Genomic DNA, 18,251 nt, shown 5'->3' on the forward strand with positions numbered 1-18,251 from the left:
GTGCTTTTTGTCGTTGTCTTGTCTTCGCCGCGCCGTCGCTATTGCCGGGCGGCGTAGGCGTGTTCCATGTAGGTGTGCTCGACCGAGCGATCGAGCGAGGCGATCTTCTCAAAGCCGCGCCGCCAGTCCTGCAAATGCCGCCGGGTCCATAGCACGCCGGCCTCCTTGTCGCGCCGCGTGACCGCATCGAGGATGTGGCGATGCGCCTCGACGAGGCGCGCGCCGCCCTCCGGCACGCCGCCGACGATCATCTCGGTGGTCGGAAAGAACAGCTGCGCGGCAGGCTCGCGGGCGAGTTGCAGCACGCGGTTCTGTGAGGCCTTGGCCATCAGCACGTGGAATTCCGCATCGAGCTCGGCGAGATCAGCGGGATTGCCGACCACGGCCGCACTGCGCTCGAGATTGCCGGCGAGTTCGGCGAGGTTCGCCTCGGTCGCGCGCTCCACCGCACCCTCGACGCTCGCGACCTCCAGCGTCATCGACGTCTCGAACAATTCGCGGAACGTCACCTCGTGCAGGATCAGCGCGCGGGACAGCCGCGTGGCGAGCTTGTTGTAGCGCGGCAGACAAGCCTGCAGGCGACGGCTGGAATCGCGGCGGATCAGCCCGCCCTCCTCGAGCACGCGAATGCCTTCGCGCACCGTCGAGCGGTTGACGCCGAACTGCGCGACCAGTTGCTGCTCGGTGCCGATCGGCTCGCCCGGCTTGATCCGGCCGTTGATGATCTCGCGTTCGATCGCGTCCGCGACCTTCTGATAGGCCGGCGCGACATCGATGCGCCGGAACCGCGGCGTGGCGGGCATCTTCACTCCCGGGAGGCTCCCGATTGTCTTTTGTCGGACAAAGGATAGGCGAAGGCATTTAGAGCGTCAAATCGGCTCTTCTTGGCCGTATTGTCGCACCCGCCCGGCACGAATTGACACTGGAACCGGGCAAATCTAGCTTTGTCGGACAAACCGATAATAACATCTTGGGGAGGCGCATCACCATGAAATCCATCGTCACGAGTCTGTCCGCCGCCGGCCTGATCGCCACCGTGCTGGCGGGGCCCGCGCTCGCGCAGCAGACGCCGCTCAAGATCGGCGTGCTGACCGATTTCCAGTCGGTCTATTCGGACATCGGCGGCGCCGGGAATGTCGAGGCCACCAAGATGGCGATCGAGGAGTTCGGCGGCAGCATCTTCGGCAAGCCGATCGAGCTCGTCACCGCCGATGCCCTCAACAAGGCCGACGTCGCCGCCACCATCACCCGCAAATGGTACGAGGCCGAGAATGTCGACATGATCATCGACATGCCGACTTCGGCAACCGCGCTTGCCGGCATGGAGATGTCGAAGCAGTTCGAGAAGATCATGATCGTGACGGACGCAGCGAGCTCCGACATCACCGGCAAGTCCTGCTCGCCCTACACGCTGCACTGGACCTACGACACCTACGCCAACGCCCACACCGTCGGTAGCGCGATCGTCAAGAACGGCGGCGACAGCTGGTTCTTCATCACTGCCGACTACGTGTTCGGCCACTCGATCGAGCGCGACGCCGGCGACGTGGTCCGCGACGCCGGCGACGTGGTCCGCGCCGCCGGCGGCAAGGTGCTCGGCAGCGCCCGGCATCCGCTCAACACGCCGGACTTCTCCTCCTTCCTGCTGCAGGCGCAATCGTCGAAGGCGAAGATCGTCGGCCTCGCCAATGGCGGCGGCGACACCATCAACGCGATCAAGCAGGCCGCCGAATTCGGCATCGTCGCGGGCGGACAGAATCTGGCTGGTATCGTGATGTTCATCTCGGACATCCACAGCCTCGGGCTGAAGCTCGCGCAGGGCCTGATCATCACCGAGGCCTACTACTGGGATCTCAACGACCGCACCCGCGCCTTCGGCAAGCGCTTCTTCGAGCGCATGAAGCGGATGCCGACCATGAACCAGGCCGCGACCTACAGCGCCACCCTGCACTACCTCAACGCGGTGAAGGCCGCCGGCACCAAGGAGACCAAGCCGGTGCTGGCGAAGATGCGCGCGACCCCGGTCCGCGACGCCTTCACCGACAACGGCGTGGTGCGCGAGGACGGCCGCATGGTGCACTCGATGTTCCTGTTCGAGGTCAAGAAGCCCGAGGAATCGAAGGCGCCGTGGGATTACTACAAGGTGCTCGCCGAGGTGCCCGGCGACCAGGCGTTCCGGCCGCTGAAGGACGGCGGCTGCCCGCTCATCAAGTGAGTGAATACGATCACGGCCGGGGTCCAGGACCTCGGCCAACACCCTCAAATGATTGGGTAAAATCTGGCAGGAGTGGCAGGGCTCGAACCTGCGACCCCCGGTTTTGGAGACCGGTGCTCTACCAATTGAGCTACACTCCTGCAGGGAACCAGCGTCGCCGCCGGTTCGCGCCGTTTCAAGCACAGGGCATGGCCGGTTTGCAAGGGCGAAGCGGTGAAGCTTCTGTTCATTGCAATACTTCTGCGCCAGACTTCGGCCATCACCCCACGTCGGCGCTCCGCCGCAAGAATCAAGAACCCGGGAGAGACCATGAACGCCCAGACCGCCACCAAGCACGCCGCCAGCCCAACCACCCCGTCCCTCCCCCTCGCCAAACCCGAATCGATCGGACTGTCGAGCACGCGGCTGCAGGCACTGTCCGACACCTTCAGACGCGAGGTCGACAGGGGAACCGCGCCCGGCTTCACGGTGCTGGTGGCGCGGCGCGGCCAGATCGGCTGGTTCGATGCGATCGGACGGCAAAGCCCGGCGGCGTCGGCGCCGATGACGCATGACACGATCTTCCGCATCTTCTCGATGACCAAGCCGATCGTCTCGGTCGGCATCATGATGCTGCTGGAGGACGGCCACTTCCTGCTCAACGACCCCGTCGCGAAATTCATCCCCGAATTCGCCGAGACCAAGGTCGGCGTCGAGCACAACGGCAAGCTCGATCTGGTCCCCGTCCAGCGGCAGATGACGATCCAGGACCTGCTGCGCCACACATCAGGCTTGACGTATGACCACACCGGTAACGGCCCGGTGCAGCAGCTCTACCAGCAGTCGCGGCTGCGCAGCCGCAAGATCACCAATGCCGAGCACGCCATCATGCTCGCCGGCATGCCGCTGATCTGCCAGCCCGGCGCCGAGTGGAACTACAGCCGCTCCACCGACATCCTCGGCCGCATCATCGAAGTCGTCAGCGGCAAGACGCTCGGCGAATTCCTCGCTGAGCGCATCCTCTCGCCGCTGCAGATGAACGAGACCGCCTTCCACACCCCGGAAGCCAACGCCGGCCGGCTCGCCGAGGCGTTTGCCAACGATCCCTGGACCAACGAGAAGGTGCAGCTGTTCAACATGCTGGAGAAGCCGGCGATGGAATCCGGCGGCGGCGGACTGGTGTCGACCGCGATGGACTATGCGCGTTTCGCGCAGATGCTGCTCAACGGCGGCTCGCTCGACGGCACCAGGATCATCGGCCGCAAGACGCTCGAATTCATGGCCTCCGACCACCTCGGCGCCGGCGTCAAGATCCAGGGCACGCTGGTGTCGCCCGGCCACAGTTTCGGCCTCGGCTTCGCCGTGCGCATGCAGCAGGGCATCGCGCCGTTCTCCGGTTCGGTCGGCCAGTACTTCTGGAGCGGCATGGCCGGCACGTTCTTCTGGATCGATCCGCGCGAAGACCTGATCGCGGTCTTCATGATGCAGGGGCCGGGCCAGCGCGAATATACCCGCTCGCTGGTGCGCAACGGCGTCTACGCGGCGGTGGAGTGACGTCATTGCGGCTCGAGACCCCCGATGCGCAATTGCGCATCGGGGGCTCGCGCTGACGCGCGCCCCGGGATGACGCTTCGCGTCAGCTGATCGTCGCGCCACCGTCGATCACGATGGTCTGGCCGGTGAGGAAGTCGCCGGCGCGCGAGCCCATCAACACGGCGGCGCCGGCGATCTCGTCAGGCACGCCGATCCGCAGCAGCGGCGAGCGCGCGGTCGAGGCCTTCAGCGTGTCCGGATTGTCCCACAGCGCCTTGGCGAAGTCGGTCTTGATCAGGCCCGGCGCGATGCAGTTCACGCGGATATTGTGCTTGCCATATTCGCAGGCGAGGTTGCGCGCGAGCTGCATGTCGGCGGCCTTCGAGATCGCGTAGGCGCCGAGCACGGTCGAGCCCTTGAGGCCGCCGATCGAGGACACGATGATGATGGAGCCGTCCTTGCGCTCGATCATCTGCGGCACCACCATCGAGATCAGCCAGTTGTTGGCGACGATGTTGTTGTCGAGGATCTTGCGGAACTGATCGTCGGAGATGCCGGCAAGCGGGCCGTAATACGGGTTCGACGCCGCGTTGCAGACCAGCACGTCGATCTTGCCGAAGGCGCGATTGCTCTCGTCGACCAGATTTTGCAGGTTTTCCTTCGACGAGATGTTGGCGGCAATCGCGACCGCGGTGCCCTTGCCGAACTTGCCGTTGATGTCGCCCGCGACCTGCTCGCAGACGTCGGCCTTGCGCGAGGAGATCACGACCTTGGCGCCGTGCTCGGCCATGCGCTCGGCAATGGCGAGCCCGATGCCGCGCGTCGAGCCGGTGATGACGGCGACTTTTCCCTTCATGTCGAACAAGGTCATGCTTCTCTCCCTGATGTAAGGCGTTTGAATTCTGTGTTCAGCTTAGGCAGCGTTCCGGTGTTGCGATAGCGGCAATCACGCAAGCTTGCTCGCCGGCCGGACTTCAGGTCCGGACGGCTGATGCATCGCGGCGTGGCGCGGATCGGCGATCCAGGGCTGCTGGTTCACCATCGGCAGCCGCCAGGTCGACAGGCCGATGCCCGCGATGTGATCGAGCCGCGTCACCGAGACATTGTCGATGTCGAACGACAGGCCCCGGTCCGGCTGGCCGCCGAGCGCGAGACCGACCGCAGCCCGGATCACGCCGCCATGGCCGACCGCGATGATATTCTTGCCCGGCTCCGCAGCTGTGATCCGCACGACCGTGCGGCAGACCCGCGTATAGAGATCCATGAAGCTCTCGCCGCCGGGCGCGGGCTCGTTGACGTCGGCAAACCAGCTTCTGCCGGGGGGCTGGCGCGCGAGCAGTGCGGCCCGGTTCATGCCCTGCCACTGGCCGAGATGCTGTTCGGCGAAGTCGCGTTCCTGCGTCATGTTGGCCGGTTTCGGAAAACCTGCGGCCCAGATCGCTTCCGCGGTCTTGTGCGTGCGCTTCAGATTGCTCGAATACCAGACCGCATCGCGTGGCAGCATCTTGGCGACCGCCTCGAACACTTCGACGTCGCCGGTGTCGCAGTCGATATCCTCTTGTCCGTAGATGTTGCCGCCGTCGCTGCGCACCGGCGCGTGGCGAACCCACCACCACCGCGTCACCGTCACGTTAGGCTTGTCTGGATTGGACATCGGATGAGCCCTTCAATACTGTCCCGTCTCGCTGTACGTCACGCCGCACATCGTCTCAAGTGCTTCGGACGTTTGAAATTTTGTTTGAATTCCGTCGCGCGGCAGACGCGCCACGGACCATGTGAACAGGGAGAAAAACCATGGGCCGCCTCGAAGGCAAATCCGTCATCATCACCGGCGCTGGAAGCGGCATCGGCCGCGCCGCCTCGCTGCTGTTCACCAAGGAAGGCGCCAAGCTGATCGCGGTCGATCGCAGCGAGGGCGTCAACGAGACCGCCAAGCTGGTGCGCGATGCCGGCGGCACCGTCGAAGCCGTCACCGCCGATGCCGGCTCGGAGAGCGACGTGAAGGCCTTCATCGACAAGGCGCTGTCGACGTACGGCAAGCTCGATGCGATCTGGGCCAATGCCGGCGTCAGCGGCGGCCTCGTGCCGCTCGCCGACCAGACGCCGGAACACTGGCAGGAGGTGCTGCGCGTCAATCTGATCGGGCCCTTCCTCGCGATCAAGCATTCGATCCCGCACATGACCAAGCAGGGTTCCGGCTCGATCGTCTGCACCGCATCCGTCGCGGGCCTGAAGGCCGGCGCCAGCGGACATCCCTATGGCGCGAGCAAGGCCGGCGTGATCAGCCTGGTGCAGACCACCGCCTACTCGCTCTCCGGCACCGGCGTGCGCATCAACGCGGTCTGCCCGGGCCTGATCGAGACCGGCATGACCAAGCCGGTGTTCGATCGCGCCAAGGAGCGCGGCACCCAGGACAAGATCGGCCAGCTCAATCCGCTGAAGCGCCCCGGCCAGCCGCACGAACTCGCCGCGATGGGATTGTTCCTGGCGAGCGACGAGGCGTCCTACGTCAACGGCCAGGCCATCCCGGTCGACGGCGGCCTCACCGCGTCGATGCCGTATACGGGCAAGCCGATTTAGCAACGACATTCTCCGTTCGCGACGCGAGTCTGCATGGTGCGATGACGGCGCCACATCCACCACCGTCGTCCCGACCGCCCGGATGACTCCACTTTCACGACCGTCGTCCCGGCGAAGGCCGGGAGATGGAGTCACGTTTGAAGTGCAACGATTGATTTGAGTTTGGAGAATGCCTCGGCGGGGGTCTTGAAGTCGAGGCATTTGCGTGGGGTATCGTTGAGGCGCTGAACGAGCCGCCTGAGGGCGGCTGCCGTGATGAACCTGAGGTCAGTTTTGCGTGGCAGAGAGCGTCGTAAGCGCCCGATGGAGTTTTCCACGCCGCCTTTTTGCCAGGGACTATGGGGATCGCAGAAGAAGGTTTGGACGCCGAGGGCGTTATGAAGCCTGTGATGCTCGGCGAACTCGGTTCCGTTGTCGAAGCTGATGGTTTTACGGATCGCCTGTGGAAGCTTGCCGAGTTGACGGGCGATGGTCCGAGCGGTGAGGACAGCTTTCCGATCGCGTGGGTGCAGCACGATGCTGAAGCGGGTTTGGCGCTCGTGGAGAACCAGCAATCCTTGGCCATATCGCGCGAACAGCATGAAGTCGGCTTCCCAATGACCCGGCGTCCCGCGGCCTTCGACCTCGGAGGGTCGTTCATCGATCGAGCGCCGTTGTTTAATGAAGCTGGCAGGGCTGCCGCCTGGGCGTCGCCGGCGCCCTCGCCTGAGTTTATGGCGCGGCAGCAGGCGGTGCCAGTAATCCTTCTGGGCCGTACGATGATAGATGAAACGATAGATTGACTCGTGGCTGATCATGACGCGACCATGTTCTCGCGCCAGTCGACCAGCGATCTGCTCCGGCGAATGTCCCATCGCAAGGCTTTTGCCGACGCAGTCCCGCAGGGCCGGCTGGCGCGCCAGCTTGAAGCGGCCATCCTGCCGTCGCCGACGTTCGGCCAATTGTTGAGCCCGGACCGGTTCGTAACCGCCCTTCCAGACCTTGGTAGGCCGCGAGTTGCGCTTCAGCTCCCGACTTATCGTCGACGTCGCGCGGTCAAGCGCAGACGCAATATCGTTTTGAGATTTACCATCTGCATGCAGGCGGTAAATCTCAACGCGCTCTTCAAGGCTGAGCTGGCCATAACATTGTCCCATCGCCACAACACCCTAGCAGGTGTTGCACTTGTGTCGTGAACCCAAGGGACCCATAACCACCGGGTTGTGTTGTTGGAAACAAGCCGTGGCCCCAGCGTCGCGCAACAATTCGCATTTGTGGCAATGGGTCCCGGCTTTCGCCGGGACGACACCAAATATGCGGCGCGGCTTGTGAGTCGAACTTCCGCATTCTCGCGACATCATCTGTCCGAGCTTTGCATTTCATTCCGCCCTCTCTTGAACAAAGAGCGCAGGAAAAGCCGCGTGCCGATCGCACCCATGGGCCCCGAGCAGAAGTTAGAAAGCTCGGGGTAGGACCACAGGTGAAACCGGAAACAACCCGGCTTTACCTGCGCGATGGGTTACGGCTTACTTCGTGCTCTCCCCGGCGAGCCCATTGCGCGATCTTGGTCGCCTCGTCGGGCCATTCGAGCAAGTACACGAACTCGGTGCGGTCACCGATTTTCGTTTCCCACATGCTTGCGAATTTGAACCCGTAACGCCCCGTCATGATCCGCGCCGCGTGATCGCGGAACCGGGCGTGAAACGCGGCCTTGTTCTTCTCGAATATCTCGTAGATGCGCAATTGCTGGATCATGCGATCTCCCGGTCGTTACATGGGGCGACGGAAGCGGACCCGCAATAACGTCCCGCAGCGGCCCGAATATTGCTTGGCCCCGGCAGGCAAACCAGCTGTTATACTTTGCTGGCAGGATCGCCGGTACATCAGCAATTCCTCGCACACTCCCTCGCACACGAACAGGCAATGCAACATCAACGCCCCGACCGTATCCGCAAGCTCTTGGCCGACCTCGTCGCGTTCGACACCATAAGCGACCGCAGCAACCTGCCCCTGATCGACTACATCGAGCGCTACCTCGCCTCGCTTGGCGTCAGCGGACAGCGCATCGTCGATGACACCGGACAGAAGTCCTCGCTGTGGGTCACGATCGGCCCCGAGGACAAGGCCGGGCTGGTTCTGTCAGGGCATACCGATGTTGTGCCGGTTGCGGGACAGGACTGGAGCCACAACCCGTTCGAGCTCGTCGAGCGTGACGGGCGGCTGTACGGCCGCGGCACCACCGATATGAAGGGCTTTGTCGCGGTCTGTCTCGCGATGGTTCCGGAAATGCTCGCGGCCGATCTGAAGACGCCGATCAATCTTGCGATCTCCTATGACGAGGAGATCGGTTGCGTCGGCGTGCGCCCGATGCTGCGCGACGTCGCACGCAAGCCGATCAGGCCGCTCGGCTGCTTCGTCGGCGAGCCGACCCAGATGCAGGTGATCATCGGCCACAAGGGCAAGCACGGCGTGCGCGCCACGTTCCGCGGGCTCGCCCGCCACTCCTCGATCGCGCCTGATAGCGTCAACGCCATCGAATACGCGGCCGACCTGATCACGGAAATTCGCCGCCGCGCCGCGCTGCTGGCCGCGGATGCCGAGCGAGACAGCCTCTACGACGTCCCGCACTCGACCCTGCTCACCAGCATCGTGCATGGCGGCGCCGCGCTGAACATCGTGCCTGACAGTTGCGTGGTGGAATTCGAATGCCGCGGCATCGGAATCACCGAGTCGCGGCAGGTGACGGACGCGATCATCGCCTGGGCCAAGGCCGAGATCGAGCCTGACATGCGCAAGCGGCATCCGGAGTGCGGCATCGATTTCGAGGAAATCCTCGACTACCCCGCACTCGACACCGCAGCGGACGCGCCCATCGTCACGCTCGCCAAGCAGCTCGCAGGCCGCAACGACCACGCCAAGGTCGCGTTCGGCACCGAGGCGAGCCTGTTCGTCAGCATGGCCGATGTGCCGTCGGTGGTGGTCGGCCCCGGCTCGATCGCGCAGGCGCACACGCCGGATGAGTTCGTCGAGATGTCGCAGCTCGCGGCTTGCGGCGATTTCGTCGCGCGGCTGATTGCGCATTGCGCGAAGTGATGTGGTCATGCGTAGGGTGTGAAACAGGAACCGGGACCATGTCGACCGAAAAGCAACGTCAGCAAGGTGGAATCGCGGAAACCTTCCGCGTGGCCGTGCAGGCGCTGATCATCGCGCTAGTCATCCGCACCTTCCTGTTCCAGTCCTTCAACATCCCGTCGGAGTCGATGGAATCGACGTTGCTGGTCGGCGACTACCTTTTTCTCTCGAAATACAGCTACGGCTACACGCACTATTCCCTGCCCTTCTCGCCGCCGCTGTTCTCGGGCCGCATCTTCGGCTCCGAACCCAAGCCCGGCGACGTCGTGGTGTTCCGGCTGCCGAGCGACGACTCCGTTGATTTCATCAAGCGCGTGATCGGCCTGCCCGGCGATCGCATTCAAATGATCGACGGGCAGCTGTACATCAACGGCACCGCGGTGAAGCGCGAGCGGGTCGATGACTATGTCGATCGCGACGAGGGGCCGCGCCCGGTCCGCGTCAAGCGCTGGCGCGAGACCCTGCCGAACGGGGTCAGCTACGACACGCTCGATCGCATCGAGCGGTCCGAATACGACAACACGCCGGTCTATGTGGTGCCGCCGGGGCATTTCTTCGCGATGGGCGACAACCGCGACAACTCGGCCGACAGCCGCGTACCGCCCGCGCGCGGCGGCGTCGGCTACGTGCCGTTCGAGAACCTCATCGGGCAAGCCAAGGTGATCTTTTTCTCGATCGGCAATGACGCGCCGGCATGGCAAGTGTGGCGCTGGCCGTCCTCGGTGCGCTGGAACCGGCTGTTCACCGGCATTCACTGATGTTCCGAGCGCAGGGCGGGTTAGCGAAGCGTAACCCGCCGCACCGTCGGCGGATACGCCTTCGGCTCATCCGCCTATACAGCATCACAACCCATCCGGCGGCAGGCCGGGCCCCGTCGCGGCCGGGCGGAGCTTGTCGCGCTTGCGCTCGCGGTAGAAGGCGTAGAGGCCGGAGGCGACGATGATCGCAGCGCCCGCGAGCATCCGAACGTCGGGCTGGTGGCCGAAGGCGAGATAACCGAGCAGCATAGCCCACAGCAATGCGGAGTAGCGGAACGGCGCCACCGCCGAGATGTCGCCCGTGCGCAGCGACACGATGATGCATTGGTAGCCGATCAGGATCAGCACCGCGGCCAGCACGAGCAGGCCGAGGGCGTAGCCGGACGGCGGTTTCCAGCCGCCCAGCGGGACAAGAACAGCAGCGCCTGCCGTCGTCACCGTCACGGTGGTGAGCAGCGTGATGAACACGGTCGGCAGCGCTTTCGGGATGCGGCGGGTGGCGAGATCGCGCACCGCGCAGAAGCCGACCGACGCCAGCGCCAGAAGCGAGGCCTGGCTGAAGCCCTCCGCCCCCGGCCGGACGATGACCAGCACGCCGATGAAGCCGGCGGCGATCGCAAGCCAGCGCCGCCAGCCGACCGGCTCGCCGAACACCAGCGCCGCGCCCAGCGTGATCACGAGCGGCAGCGCCTGGAAGATCGCCGACGCATTGGCGAGCGGGATCTGCGAAATCGCCGAGAGATAGGTCAGCGTGCCGCCGATCTCGCCCATCACGCGCAATCCGACCGGCCAGATCAGCAGCGCACTGAAGCTGCGGAGCGCGTCGCGGTACCAGGCGAGTGCCGCGACCAGCACCATCGCGACCAAGCCGCGAACCAGCAGGATCTCCCCGATGTTGAGCTCCGCCGACACCGCCTTGGTGATGGTGTCATTGGCCGTGAAGCTGGCCATGGCCGCAGCCATGAACAGGCTGCCGCGAAGATTCGAGGAAAGGGCCAAAGTGAAAATGTCCGATCAGGACGAGGGCGGGCGTTGACTGGACTGACTTGCCAAAGCGGCGCAGCGAACTCAAGTCACAGATGGCTACAATGCGGAAACATGCCGCAGTTCGCAGAAGCGGCGCGAACTCTGGTGGATCGCCGCCGGCCCCGTGCTCCCTCGCCCCGCTCTTGCGAGGAGAGGGTTGGGGTGACGGGCTGCCTCGGCAAACTCGGTGAAAGACGGACTCGCGGAGAGTCCCCCTCACCCGGATCGCATCTTGCGAAGCGATCCGACCTCTCCCCGCATGCGGGGCGAGGTGAAGCGGAAGCAGAAGCGGCGCGAGGGATCGCGCCGCGTTTTCTCATCAGGTTGCGCCGGCCTTCTGCGCGTATTCCCAAGACGCCTGGGACAGCGGCACGGTGCGCTTGGCCGACTCGAGGGCCTTGGCATTCGCGGCGGTGCCGTCGCGAACCCGGCCCGCAATGCCCTGCGTGATGCCGGCGAGGCGGAACAGGTTGTAGGAGAAGTACCAGTTCAGATCCGGCACAGCCATGCCGGTGACGTCGCAGTAGATCTGCGCGGCCTCGTCCTGGCTCGGAATGTTCAGCGCCTTGAGGTCGGCATTGGCGAGGCCCGGCATGGTCCACTGCATCAACAGATAGGTGAAGTCGGCCATGGGATCGCCGAGCGTCGACAATTCCCAGTCCAGCACCGCCTGCACCCGCGGCTCGGTGGCGTGGAAGATCATGTTGTCGAGGCGATAGTCGCCGTGCACGATCGAGACGCGCTTCTGCTCCGGCACCGTCTTCGGGAGCCACTCCGCCAGCTTCTCGAATTCAGGAATGTGCTGCGTCTCGGACGCACGATACTGCTTGGTCCAGCGGTCGACCTGGCGCGCAAAATAATTGCCGGGCTTGCCGAAATCGCCGAGGCCGATCTTTTCGGGATCGAGCATGTGCAGCTTCGCCAGCGTCTCGATCTTGCTGATGAAGATCTTGCGGCGCGCGTCGGGCTGCTGGCTCGGCAGCGTCGGATCCCAGAACACCCGCCCCTCCTCCATCGACATGATGTAGAAGGCCGAGCCGATCACCGCATCGTCGGTGCACAGCGCGTAGGCTTTCGCGACCGGGAAATTCTGCTTGCCGAGCGCCGCGATGACGCGGAACTCGCGATCCACCGCATGGGCCGACGGCAACAATTTACCGAACGGACGGCGCCGCATCACATAGTTGCGGCCGGGGGTCTCGAGCTTGTAGGTCGGGTTGGACTGGCCACCCTTGAACTGCAGGACCTTGAGCGGGCCCTGATAGCCCTCGACGTGTTCCTGCATCCAAGCCGCGAGGTCCGCCTCGTTGATACGATGGCGCTCCTCGACTTCCCTTGTGCCGGAAAATTCTTCGTCTTTCCTGACGCCGTCCGCCACGATGACGCTCCCTCAACTCATTTTTCTCGGCAGCACCGCCGGGCGCCGCCGCGATCAGGCTGGCACGCCAGCCTGATTTCTCTTTTTCATTTTGAGCACGATGTCAGCGCGAACGCCATGCGTTCCGCATCATGCTCAGTGCGACGTGTTTGCATACTTCCGAAGTTCAAGTCTGGCAATGGCGCGATTGTGCACCTCGTCCGGACCGTCGGCCAGCCGCAGCGTACGGATATGGGCATAGTCCTTGGCGAGCCCGGCCTCGTCGGAGACGCCGCCGCCGCCATATGCCTGGATCGCGTTGTCGATGATCCTCAGTGCCATGTTCGGTGCGGTGACCTTGATCATCGCGATCTCGGCCTGCGCGGTCTTGTTGCCGACCTTGTCCATCATGTCGGCGGCCTTGAGGCACAGCAGGCGATTCATCTCGATGTCGGCGCGGGCCTCGCCGATGCGCTGCTCCCAGACCGAATGCTCGATGATCTTCTTGCCGAACGCGGTGCGCGAGGCGAGCCGCTTCACCATCTTCTCCAGCGCCTCCTCGGCCTTGCCGATGGTGCGCATGCAGTGATGGATGCGGCCCGGGCCGAGACGGCCCTGCGCGATCTCGAAGCCGCGGCCCTCGCCAAGCAGGATGTTCTCCTTCGGCACGCGGACGTTTTCGAGCAGCACCTGGGCATGGCCGTGCGGCGCATCGTCGAAGCCGAACACCGGCAGCATCTTCTCGACCTTGATGCCGGGAGTGTCGAGCGGCACCAGGATCTGCGATTGCTGCTGATGCTTGGCGGCGTTGAAGTCAGTCTTGCCCATCAGGATCGCGATCTTGCAGCGGGGATCGCCGACGCCCGACGACCACCATTTGCGGCCGTTGATGACGTAGTGGTCGCCGTCGCGCTCGATGCGGGTCTCGATGTTGGTGGCGTCAGACGAAGCCACGGCCGGCTCGGTCATCAGGAAGGCGGAGCGGATCTCGCCGTCCATCAGCGGGCGCAGCCATTTGCGCTTCTGCTCCTTGGTGCCGTAGCGGATGAACACTTCCATGTTGCCGGTATCGGGAGCGGAGCAGTTGAACACTTCGGATGCCCAGGAGATACGGCCCATCTCTTCCGACAGCAGCGCGTATTCGAGGTTGCTCAATCCCGCGCCGTGGAATTCATCGTCCTCATGCGAGGACGGCGGCATGAACATGTTCCAGAGGCCCTCGGCCTTCGCCTTCTTCTTCAGATCCTCAAGGATCGGGATCACCTTCCAGCGCGGGCCTTCGGCATCCTGCTTGTCGTAGATCGGCACCGCCGGACGAACATGCGTCTTCATGAAGGCCTGAACGCGCTCAAGCCATTCCTTCTGCCTGGCCGACAACGTGAAATCCATGGGACGCTCCTCGTTTCCTAGACTTGGGCTTTGGACCTGGCCTTGAGTTCGGGCCTTGGCCTTTTGGGCAACATTGTTGACCTCGCCTCCGCGGCCCGCAAGGGCGTTCACGGAAACGGCGGCGGTGGCGTGCCAGAACGCCGCCCCGCGATCAGCGGATTGACATTTCCGGTTCTTCAAACGATAGTTTCATACAAATGTTTGAAATGCAACTCCCTGTCGTCTTCGTCATTCCCCGGCGCACCGCGGAATAACGGAAAGGCTCTCAGCCATGGCCAGCGACCAGACCCGATCCGCCATTCTCGCCGCCGCCGAGCGGCTCTATGCCGACCGCGGCTTCGGCGACGTCACGCTGCGCGACATCGTCGCGGAGGCAAACGTCAACCTCGCGGCGGTGAACTATCATTTCGGCTCCAAGGACGAATTGATCGCGGAGCTGTTCGTCACCCGCAGCATCCAGACCAACCGCGAACGTCTCAATGAATTGAAGGCGGCCGAGGAATCAGGCGGCGGACGCGCCTCGATCGAGGACATCATGCGCGCCCTCGTCGGCCCGACCCTGCGCGGCTGCCTCGGGCCGGATCGCGAGGGCTCGACCGCGGCGCGCTTCATGATCCGCGCCTCGATCGAATCGGTGCCGCCGATCCGCCGTATCAAGAACCGCGAGGTCGATCATTTGCGCAAATTCGCCGCGGCGATGCGCCGCGCGATGCCGGGCCGCGACGACACCGAGCTCTATTGGGGCCTGCACTTCGCGCTCGCGATGGCGCATCACACCATCCGCGAGAAGGAACGCCTGCTGCGGCTATCCGAAGGCAAATGCGACCTCGACGACGTCCGCGCCATCATCGATCGCGTGGTCACGGTCTCGGTGATGGCGCTGACGATGGGCGACGTGCCGAGCAAGCCGGCGCTGCGGCCGGTCGTGGTGCACGGCCGACTGACGCGCCAGGATTTGTGAGAGGCCCTGCCCTCAAGCGCGATTTTCCATCACGCTTCATTTTCTTCTGAGCACGATCCGCGCAAACGCCTTGCGCTTGTCGCGACGGAAAACCGCTTCACACTTTTCCTGATCGTGCCTTACACGACCGCGACGCAATCGATCTCGATATCGAACGGCCCGGTCCATTCCGGGATGCAGACGAAGATCCGCGCCGGCAGATCATCGGCGAAATATCTCCGGTAGATCGCGTTGAAAGTCGCGAAGTGTCTTGCCGAGGTGCAGAAGATGTTGCACTTCATCACGTTGTCGAACGACGCGCCGGCCGCCTCCAGACACTGTTTGAGCTGCTCCATCACCAGCTCGCTCTGCCGCTCGATCGAGGCGCCGGCGGCGATCTCGCCGGTTGCCGGATCGAACGGCGGCAGGCCGGACACGAAGATCATGTTGCCGGCGCGGGTGACTGCCGATGCCGGCGCTTTCCAACGCTCCAGCCAGCTCGAGATCGGTTCGACGCGCACCACTTCCCGTTTCATGATTGGCACCTTCGATAGGGGATCGATGGCGCCAATCTAGCAGGCTCGTGTCAAGAATGCTTCGATACAGGTCGAAGTGTTGTAGCGCAGTAGACCGTCATCCTTGTAAGTCTCGAATCGCCGGATCGGCTAGAATGTCCGGCGCGGTGACGGACGGGAGACCGCTTCATCCCAGGGCATCGAAGCCCGAACCTCAGCGCGGCGCCCCGTCCGTTGTTCCATTGAACCCGAACAGTCGCGAGGGCCGCCTGGCGAGCCCGATTGCGCAAGGAGGGGTGCAGATGGAAGCGATCTATGTTGGCATTGATGTGTCGAAGGACCGGTTGGACGTGCATGTCCGTCCGGGCGAGGAAGCCTTTGCCGTGGCGCGTGACGGCAAAGGCTTGGAAGAGCTTGTTGCGCGCTTGCAGGCGATCTCGCCGGTGCTGATTGCGGTAGAGGCAACTGGCGGCTTCGAGACGATCGTTGCTGCTGCGCTGGCCGGCGCCCAGCTGCCGCTGGTGGTGGTCAACCCGGCCCAAATCCGGCACTTCGCGCAGGCGGTTGGTCAGCGTGCCAAGACGGACCCGATCGATGCGGCGGTGATCGCGCGGTTTGTCGAGGCCGTGAAGCCGGAGCCGCGTGCCATGCCGGATCAGGAAGCTCGGCTGCTGGCTGAGCTGGTCAGCCGCCGACGGCAGATCATCGAGATGATCGTTGCCGAGCGTCAGCGCGAGAAGCGCGCCGAGAACGTCCGCGTCCGCAAGAGCCTTGTCCGCCATATCAAGGTCCTCGAGAAGGAGCTGCCGGAGATCGACAACGACATCGACACGCTGGTGCGCGGCTCGCCAGTCTGGCGCGCCAAGGAGGAGCTGCTGGTCAGCTTTCCTGGTGTGAGCAACACCCTCGCGCGGACCTTCCTTGCCGAGGTGCCGGAGCTCGGCGCGCTCAATCGGCGCCAGATTGCGAGCCTCGCCGGTCTTGCCCCGTTCACCCGCCAGTCGGGCCGCTGGAAGGGCAAGAGCATGATCGGCGGCGGAAGAGCCAAGCTGCGTGCCGGGCTCTACATGGCCGCTCTGTCGGCCAGCCGATACCATCCGCAGCTCAAGGTCTTCTACCGGCGCCTGGTGACCGCTGGAAAGCCCAAGATGGTCGCCCTCATCGCCGTTGCGCGCAAAGTCCTACAACCCTCAACGCCATGCTCAGGGACCAAAAACCATGGCAACCCGCTTGACCAAGAACACAGTCGCTGAGGTGCGAGCTCTTGCGAGCCTCGAAGGATGAACGGCCCGGCCGGTGGCCGATTCATCCTTATCGGCTAACGGCTGTTGGCGCACCAGCGCCTACAGGATCCCCTGCGCCTTCAACCCTTCGACCTTGGCGTCGTCATAGCCGATGGTCGCCAGCACGTCCTTGGTGTCGGCCCCGAGCAGCGGCGGGGCGCGGTATTCGGTGATCGGCGTGCCCGAGAAGGTCAGCGCATTGCGGATCAGCGACAGGTTCGGCTCGAAAGGATGATCGACCTTCACCCGCATGCCGCGTGACTGCACGTGCGGGTCGCTGAACACCTGCTCGAAGTTGTTGATCGGGCCCGACGGCACGCCCGCCTCCTCGAGCTTCTCCAGCCAGTAGGCGACCGGATGCTTCAGGAACAGGCCGGCGAAGATCGCCATGATCTCCTTGCCGTGCACGACGCGGTCGTTGTTCTTGACGAAGCGCTTGTCGTTGGCGAGTTCGGGTTCGCCGAGCACGGCGCAGGTGCGCTGGAACTGGCCGTCATTGCCGACCACCAGCATCAATTCGCCGTCGGTGCAGCGGAACACGCCGGCCGGCATGCCGCCATTGCCCCAGGTGCCGCGGCGCGGCGGCATGTTGCCGTTGACGAGATAGATCTGCAGCCAGTGCGACAGCGAGGCGATCACCGTGTCGAACAGGCAGACGTCGACATGCTGCCCTTCGCCGTTGTTGGCGTCGCGATGGTACAGCGCCGAAAGAATTCCGATCGAGGTGTTCATGCCGGTCATGTAGTCGACGATCGAGGGGCCGACCTTCATTGGGCCCGCGCCGGGCTCGCCGTCGATATGGCCCGTCACGCTCATCAGGCCGCCCATCGCCTGCAGGATCGCGTCATAGCCGGCGCGCGTGGCGTACGGACCGGTCTGGCCGAAGCCGGTCACCGAGCAATAGATGATGCCGGGGTTGAGCTGCTTGATGGTGTCGTAATCGAGGCCGTAGCGCTTGAGGTCGCCGACCTTGTAGTTCTCCATCATCACGTCGACCGACTTGGCGAGCTCGCGGATGATCGCCTGCCCTTCGGGCTTGGCGATATTGACCGTGACCGACTTCTTGTTGCGGTTGGCGCAGAGGTAGAACGAGTTGTTGTTGTTCGCCTTGCCTTCGGGATCGGCGAGATAGGGCGGGCCGAAGGCGCGGGCGTCGTCGCCGCCGCCGGGCCGCTCGATCTTGATCACCTCGGCGCCGAGATCCGCCAGCATCTGGGCCGACAGCGGGCCCGCGAGCACCCGCGTCAGGTCGAGAATCTTGATGCCCGAAAGTGGCAGAGCCGACATGAACGTTCCTCCGAAATCTTGCTAAATCTTGATTGTCCGGCGCCGGACCGTGTCTTGCCCGTGTCCTGCCCGTCTCCTGGGCGCGCCAGAGCTTGCCGATACACCATTTTGCTGCCGCGAGCACTGCATTGTCGGCATGAAGCCATCCCCGTGTGGCGCAGCGGCGGGGGCCCTTCGGGAACCGGCCGCGAGTTTCGGGCCGATTGCCGCCACGCGAAATTGTGAAGTTGGCCGACACCGATTTGCCGCAGCATCAGCGGTATTTTACCGCGACGAGG

The 18,251-nt window shown here is 64.1% G+C and carries 16 protein-coding genes, 1 tRNA gene and 1 pseudogene; 7 read left to right on the top strand and 11 right to left on the bottom strand.

Going from position 1 to position 18,251, the window contains the following annotated elements; all coding sequences use genetic code 11:
• Positions 1–38 precede the first annotated feature (38 nt).
• A complete protein-coding gene (locus HU230_RS17180; protein WP_176530636.1) occupies positions 39–803 on the bottom strand; it encodes a FadR/GntR family transcriptional regulator in 765 nt (254 codons plus the stop codon).
• A gap of 185 nt (positions 804–988) precedes the next feature.
• On the opposite strand from HU230_RS17180, the gene HU230_RS17185 reads away from it, so the two are divergent.
• Positions 989–2,215, top strand: a complete 1,227-nt coding sequence (locus HU230_RS17185) for an ABC transporter substrate-binding protein (RefSeq protein WP_176530635.1) — start codon at positions 989–991, stop codon at positions 2,213–2,215.
• A 64-nt stretch (positions 2,216–2,279) separates the two neighbouring features.
• Here HU230_RS17185 and HU230_RS17190 read toward each other — a convergent pair.
• Positions 2,280–2,355: transfer RNA gene (locus HU230_RS17190), tRNA-Trp, on the bottom strand.
• A 169-nt stretch (positions 2,356–2,524) separates the two neighbouring features.
• Between HU230_RS17190 and HU230_RS17195 the strand changes: the two genes are divergently transcribed.
• Positions 2,525–3,748 carry a serine hydrolase domain-containing protein gene (locus HU230_RS17195; protein ID WP_176530634.1) on the top strand — a complete coding sequence of 408 codons (1,224 nt, stop codon included), beginning with the start codon at positions 2,525–2,527 and terminating at the stop codon, positions 3,746–3,748.
• Positions 3,749–3,830: 82 nt separating this feature from the next.
• Here the strand turns inward: HU230_RS17195 and HU230_RS17200 are convergent, their stop codons facing one another.
• Together HU230_RS17200 and HU230_RS17205 are read right to left on the bottom strand one after the other, a co-directional pair.
• On the bottom strand, positions 3,831–4,598 hold the full coding sequence (locus HU230_RS17200; protein ID WP_092115009.1) for an SDR family NAD(P)-dependent oxidoreductase: 768 nt from the start codon (positions 4,596–4,598) through the stop codon (positions 3,831–3,833).
• A gap of 75 nt (positions 4,599–4,673) precedes the next feature.
• Complete coding sequence (locus HU230_RS17205; RefSeq protein ID WP_176530633.1) at positions 4,674–5,381, bottom strand: histidine phosphatase family protein; 708 nt, start codon at positions 5,379–5,381, stop codon at positions 4,674–4,676.
• Positions 5,382–5,521: 140 nt separating this feature from the next.
• Here HU230_RS17205 and HU230_RS17210 point away from each other — a divergent pair, with 140 nt between their 5' ends.
• Positions 5,522–6,307 carry an SDR family NAD(P)-dependent oxidoreductase gene (locus HU230_RS17210; protein ID WP_176530632.1) on the top strand — a complete coding sequence of 262 codons (786 nt, stop codon included), beginning with the start codon at positions 5,522–5,524 and terminating at the stop codon, positions 6,305–6,307.
• A gap of 131 nt (positions 6,308–6,438) precedes the next feature.
• Here the strand turns inward: HU230_RS17210 and HU230_RS17215 are convergent, their stop codons facing one another.
• Both HU230_RS17215 and HU230_RS17220 read right to left on the bottom strand, forming a co-directional pair.
• Positions 6,439–7,443: an IS30 family transposase gene (locus tag HU230_RS17215; protein WP_176530631.1), complete on the bottom strand. Its 1,005-nt coding sequence runs from the start codon at positions 7,441–7,443 to the stop codon at positions 6,439–6,441.
• Positions 7,444–7,789: 346 nt separating this feature from the next.
• Positions 7,790–8,041, bottom strand: coding sequence for an NIPSNAP family protein (locus tag HU230_RS17220; RefSeq protein ID WP_176530630.1), 252 nt, complete (start codon positions 8,039–8,041; stop codon positions 7,790–7,792).
• A 168-nt stretch (positions 8,042–8,209) separates the two neighbouring features.
• Between HU230_RS17220 and argE the strand changes: the two genes are divergently transcribed.
• Both argE and lepB read left to right on the top strand, forming a co-directional pair.
• Positions 8,210–9,379 carry an acetylornithine deacetylase gene (gene argE / locus HU230_RS17225; protein ID WP_176530629.1) on the top strand — a complete coding sequence of 390 codons (1,170 nt, stop codon included), beginning with the start codon at positions 8,210–8,212 and terminating at the stop codon, positions 9,377–9,379.
• Positions 9,380–9,417: 38 nt separating this feature from the next.
• Positions 9,418–10,176, top strand: a complete 759-nt coding sequence (gene lepB, locus HU230_RS17230) for a signal peptidase I (RefSeq protein WP_176530628.1) — start codon at positions 9,418–9,420, stop codon at positions 10,174–10,176.
• 84 nt (positions 10,177–10,260) lie between these two features.
• On the opposite strand, the gene HU230_RS17235 is transcribed toward lepB, so the two are convergent.
• From HU230_RS17235 to HU230_RS17245, 3 genes are all read right to left on the bottom strand, one after another.
• Positions 10,261–11,175, bottom strand: a complete 915-nt coding sequence (locus HU230_RS17235) for a DMT family transporter (RefSeq protein WP_176530627.1) — start codon at positions 11,173–11,175, stop codon at positions 10,261–10,263.
• A 346-nt stretch (positions 11,176–11,521) separates the two neighbouring features.
• Positions 11,522–12,580: a phosphotransferase family protein gene (locus tag HU230_RS17240; RefSeq protein ID WP_176530626.1), complete on the bottom strand. Its 1,059-nt coding sequence runs from the start codon at positions 12,578–12,580 to the stop codon at positions 11,522–11,524.
• Between the two features lie 135 nt (positions 12,581–12,715).
• The gene (locus HU230_RS17245; RefSeq protein WP_176530625.1) at positions 12,716–13,948 is read right to left on the bottom strand and encodes an acyl-CoA dehydrogenase family protein; all 1,233 of its coding nucleotides are present in this window, start codon (positions 13,946–13,948) and stop codon (positions 12,716–12,718) included.
• A 271-nt stretch (positions 13,949–14,219) separates the two neighbouring features.
• On the opposite strand from HU230_RS17245, the gene HU230_RS17250 reads away from it, so the two are divergent.
• Positions 14,220–14,909, top strand: coding sequence for a TetR/AcrR family transcriptional regulator (locus HU230_RS17250; protein WP_176530624.1), 690 nt, complete (start codon positions 14,220–14,222; stop codon positions 14,907–14,909).
• A 119-nt stretch (positions 14,910–15,028) separates the two neighbouring features.
• Here the strand turns inward: HU230_RS17250 and HU230_RS17255 are convergent, their stop codons facing one another.
• Entirely contained in the window at positions 15,029–15,424 is a 396-nt protein-coding gene (locus HU230_RS17255; RefSeq protein ID WP_176530623.1) for a RidA family protein, read from the bottom strand.
• 281 nt (positions 15,425–15,705) lie between these two features.
• Here HU230_RS17255 and HU230_RS17260 point away from each other — a divergent pair.
• Positions 15,706–16,637, top strand: a pseudogene (locus HU230_RS17260) (IS110 family RNA-guided transposase).
• Positions 16,638–16,746: 109 nt separating this feature from the next.
• Here HU230_RS17260 and HU230_RS17265 read toward each other — a convergent pair.
• Positions 16,747–17,973, bottom strand: coding sequence for a CaiB/BaiF CoA transferase family protein (locus tag HU230_RS17265; protein WP_176530622.1), 1,227 nt, complete (start codon positions 17,971–17,973; stop codon positions 16,747–16,749).
• Between the last annotated feature and the right edge of the window lie 278 nt (positions 17,974–18,251).

The organism is Bradyrhizobium quebecense (assembly GCF_013373795.3).
GTDB lineage: Bacteria > Pseudomonadota > Alphaproteobacteria > Rhizobiales > Xanthobacteraceae > Bradyrhizobium > Bradyrhizobium quebecense.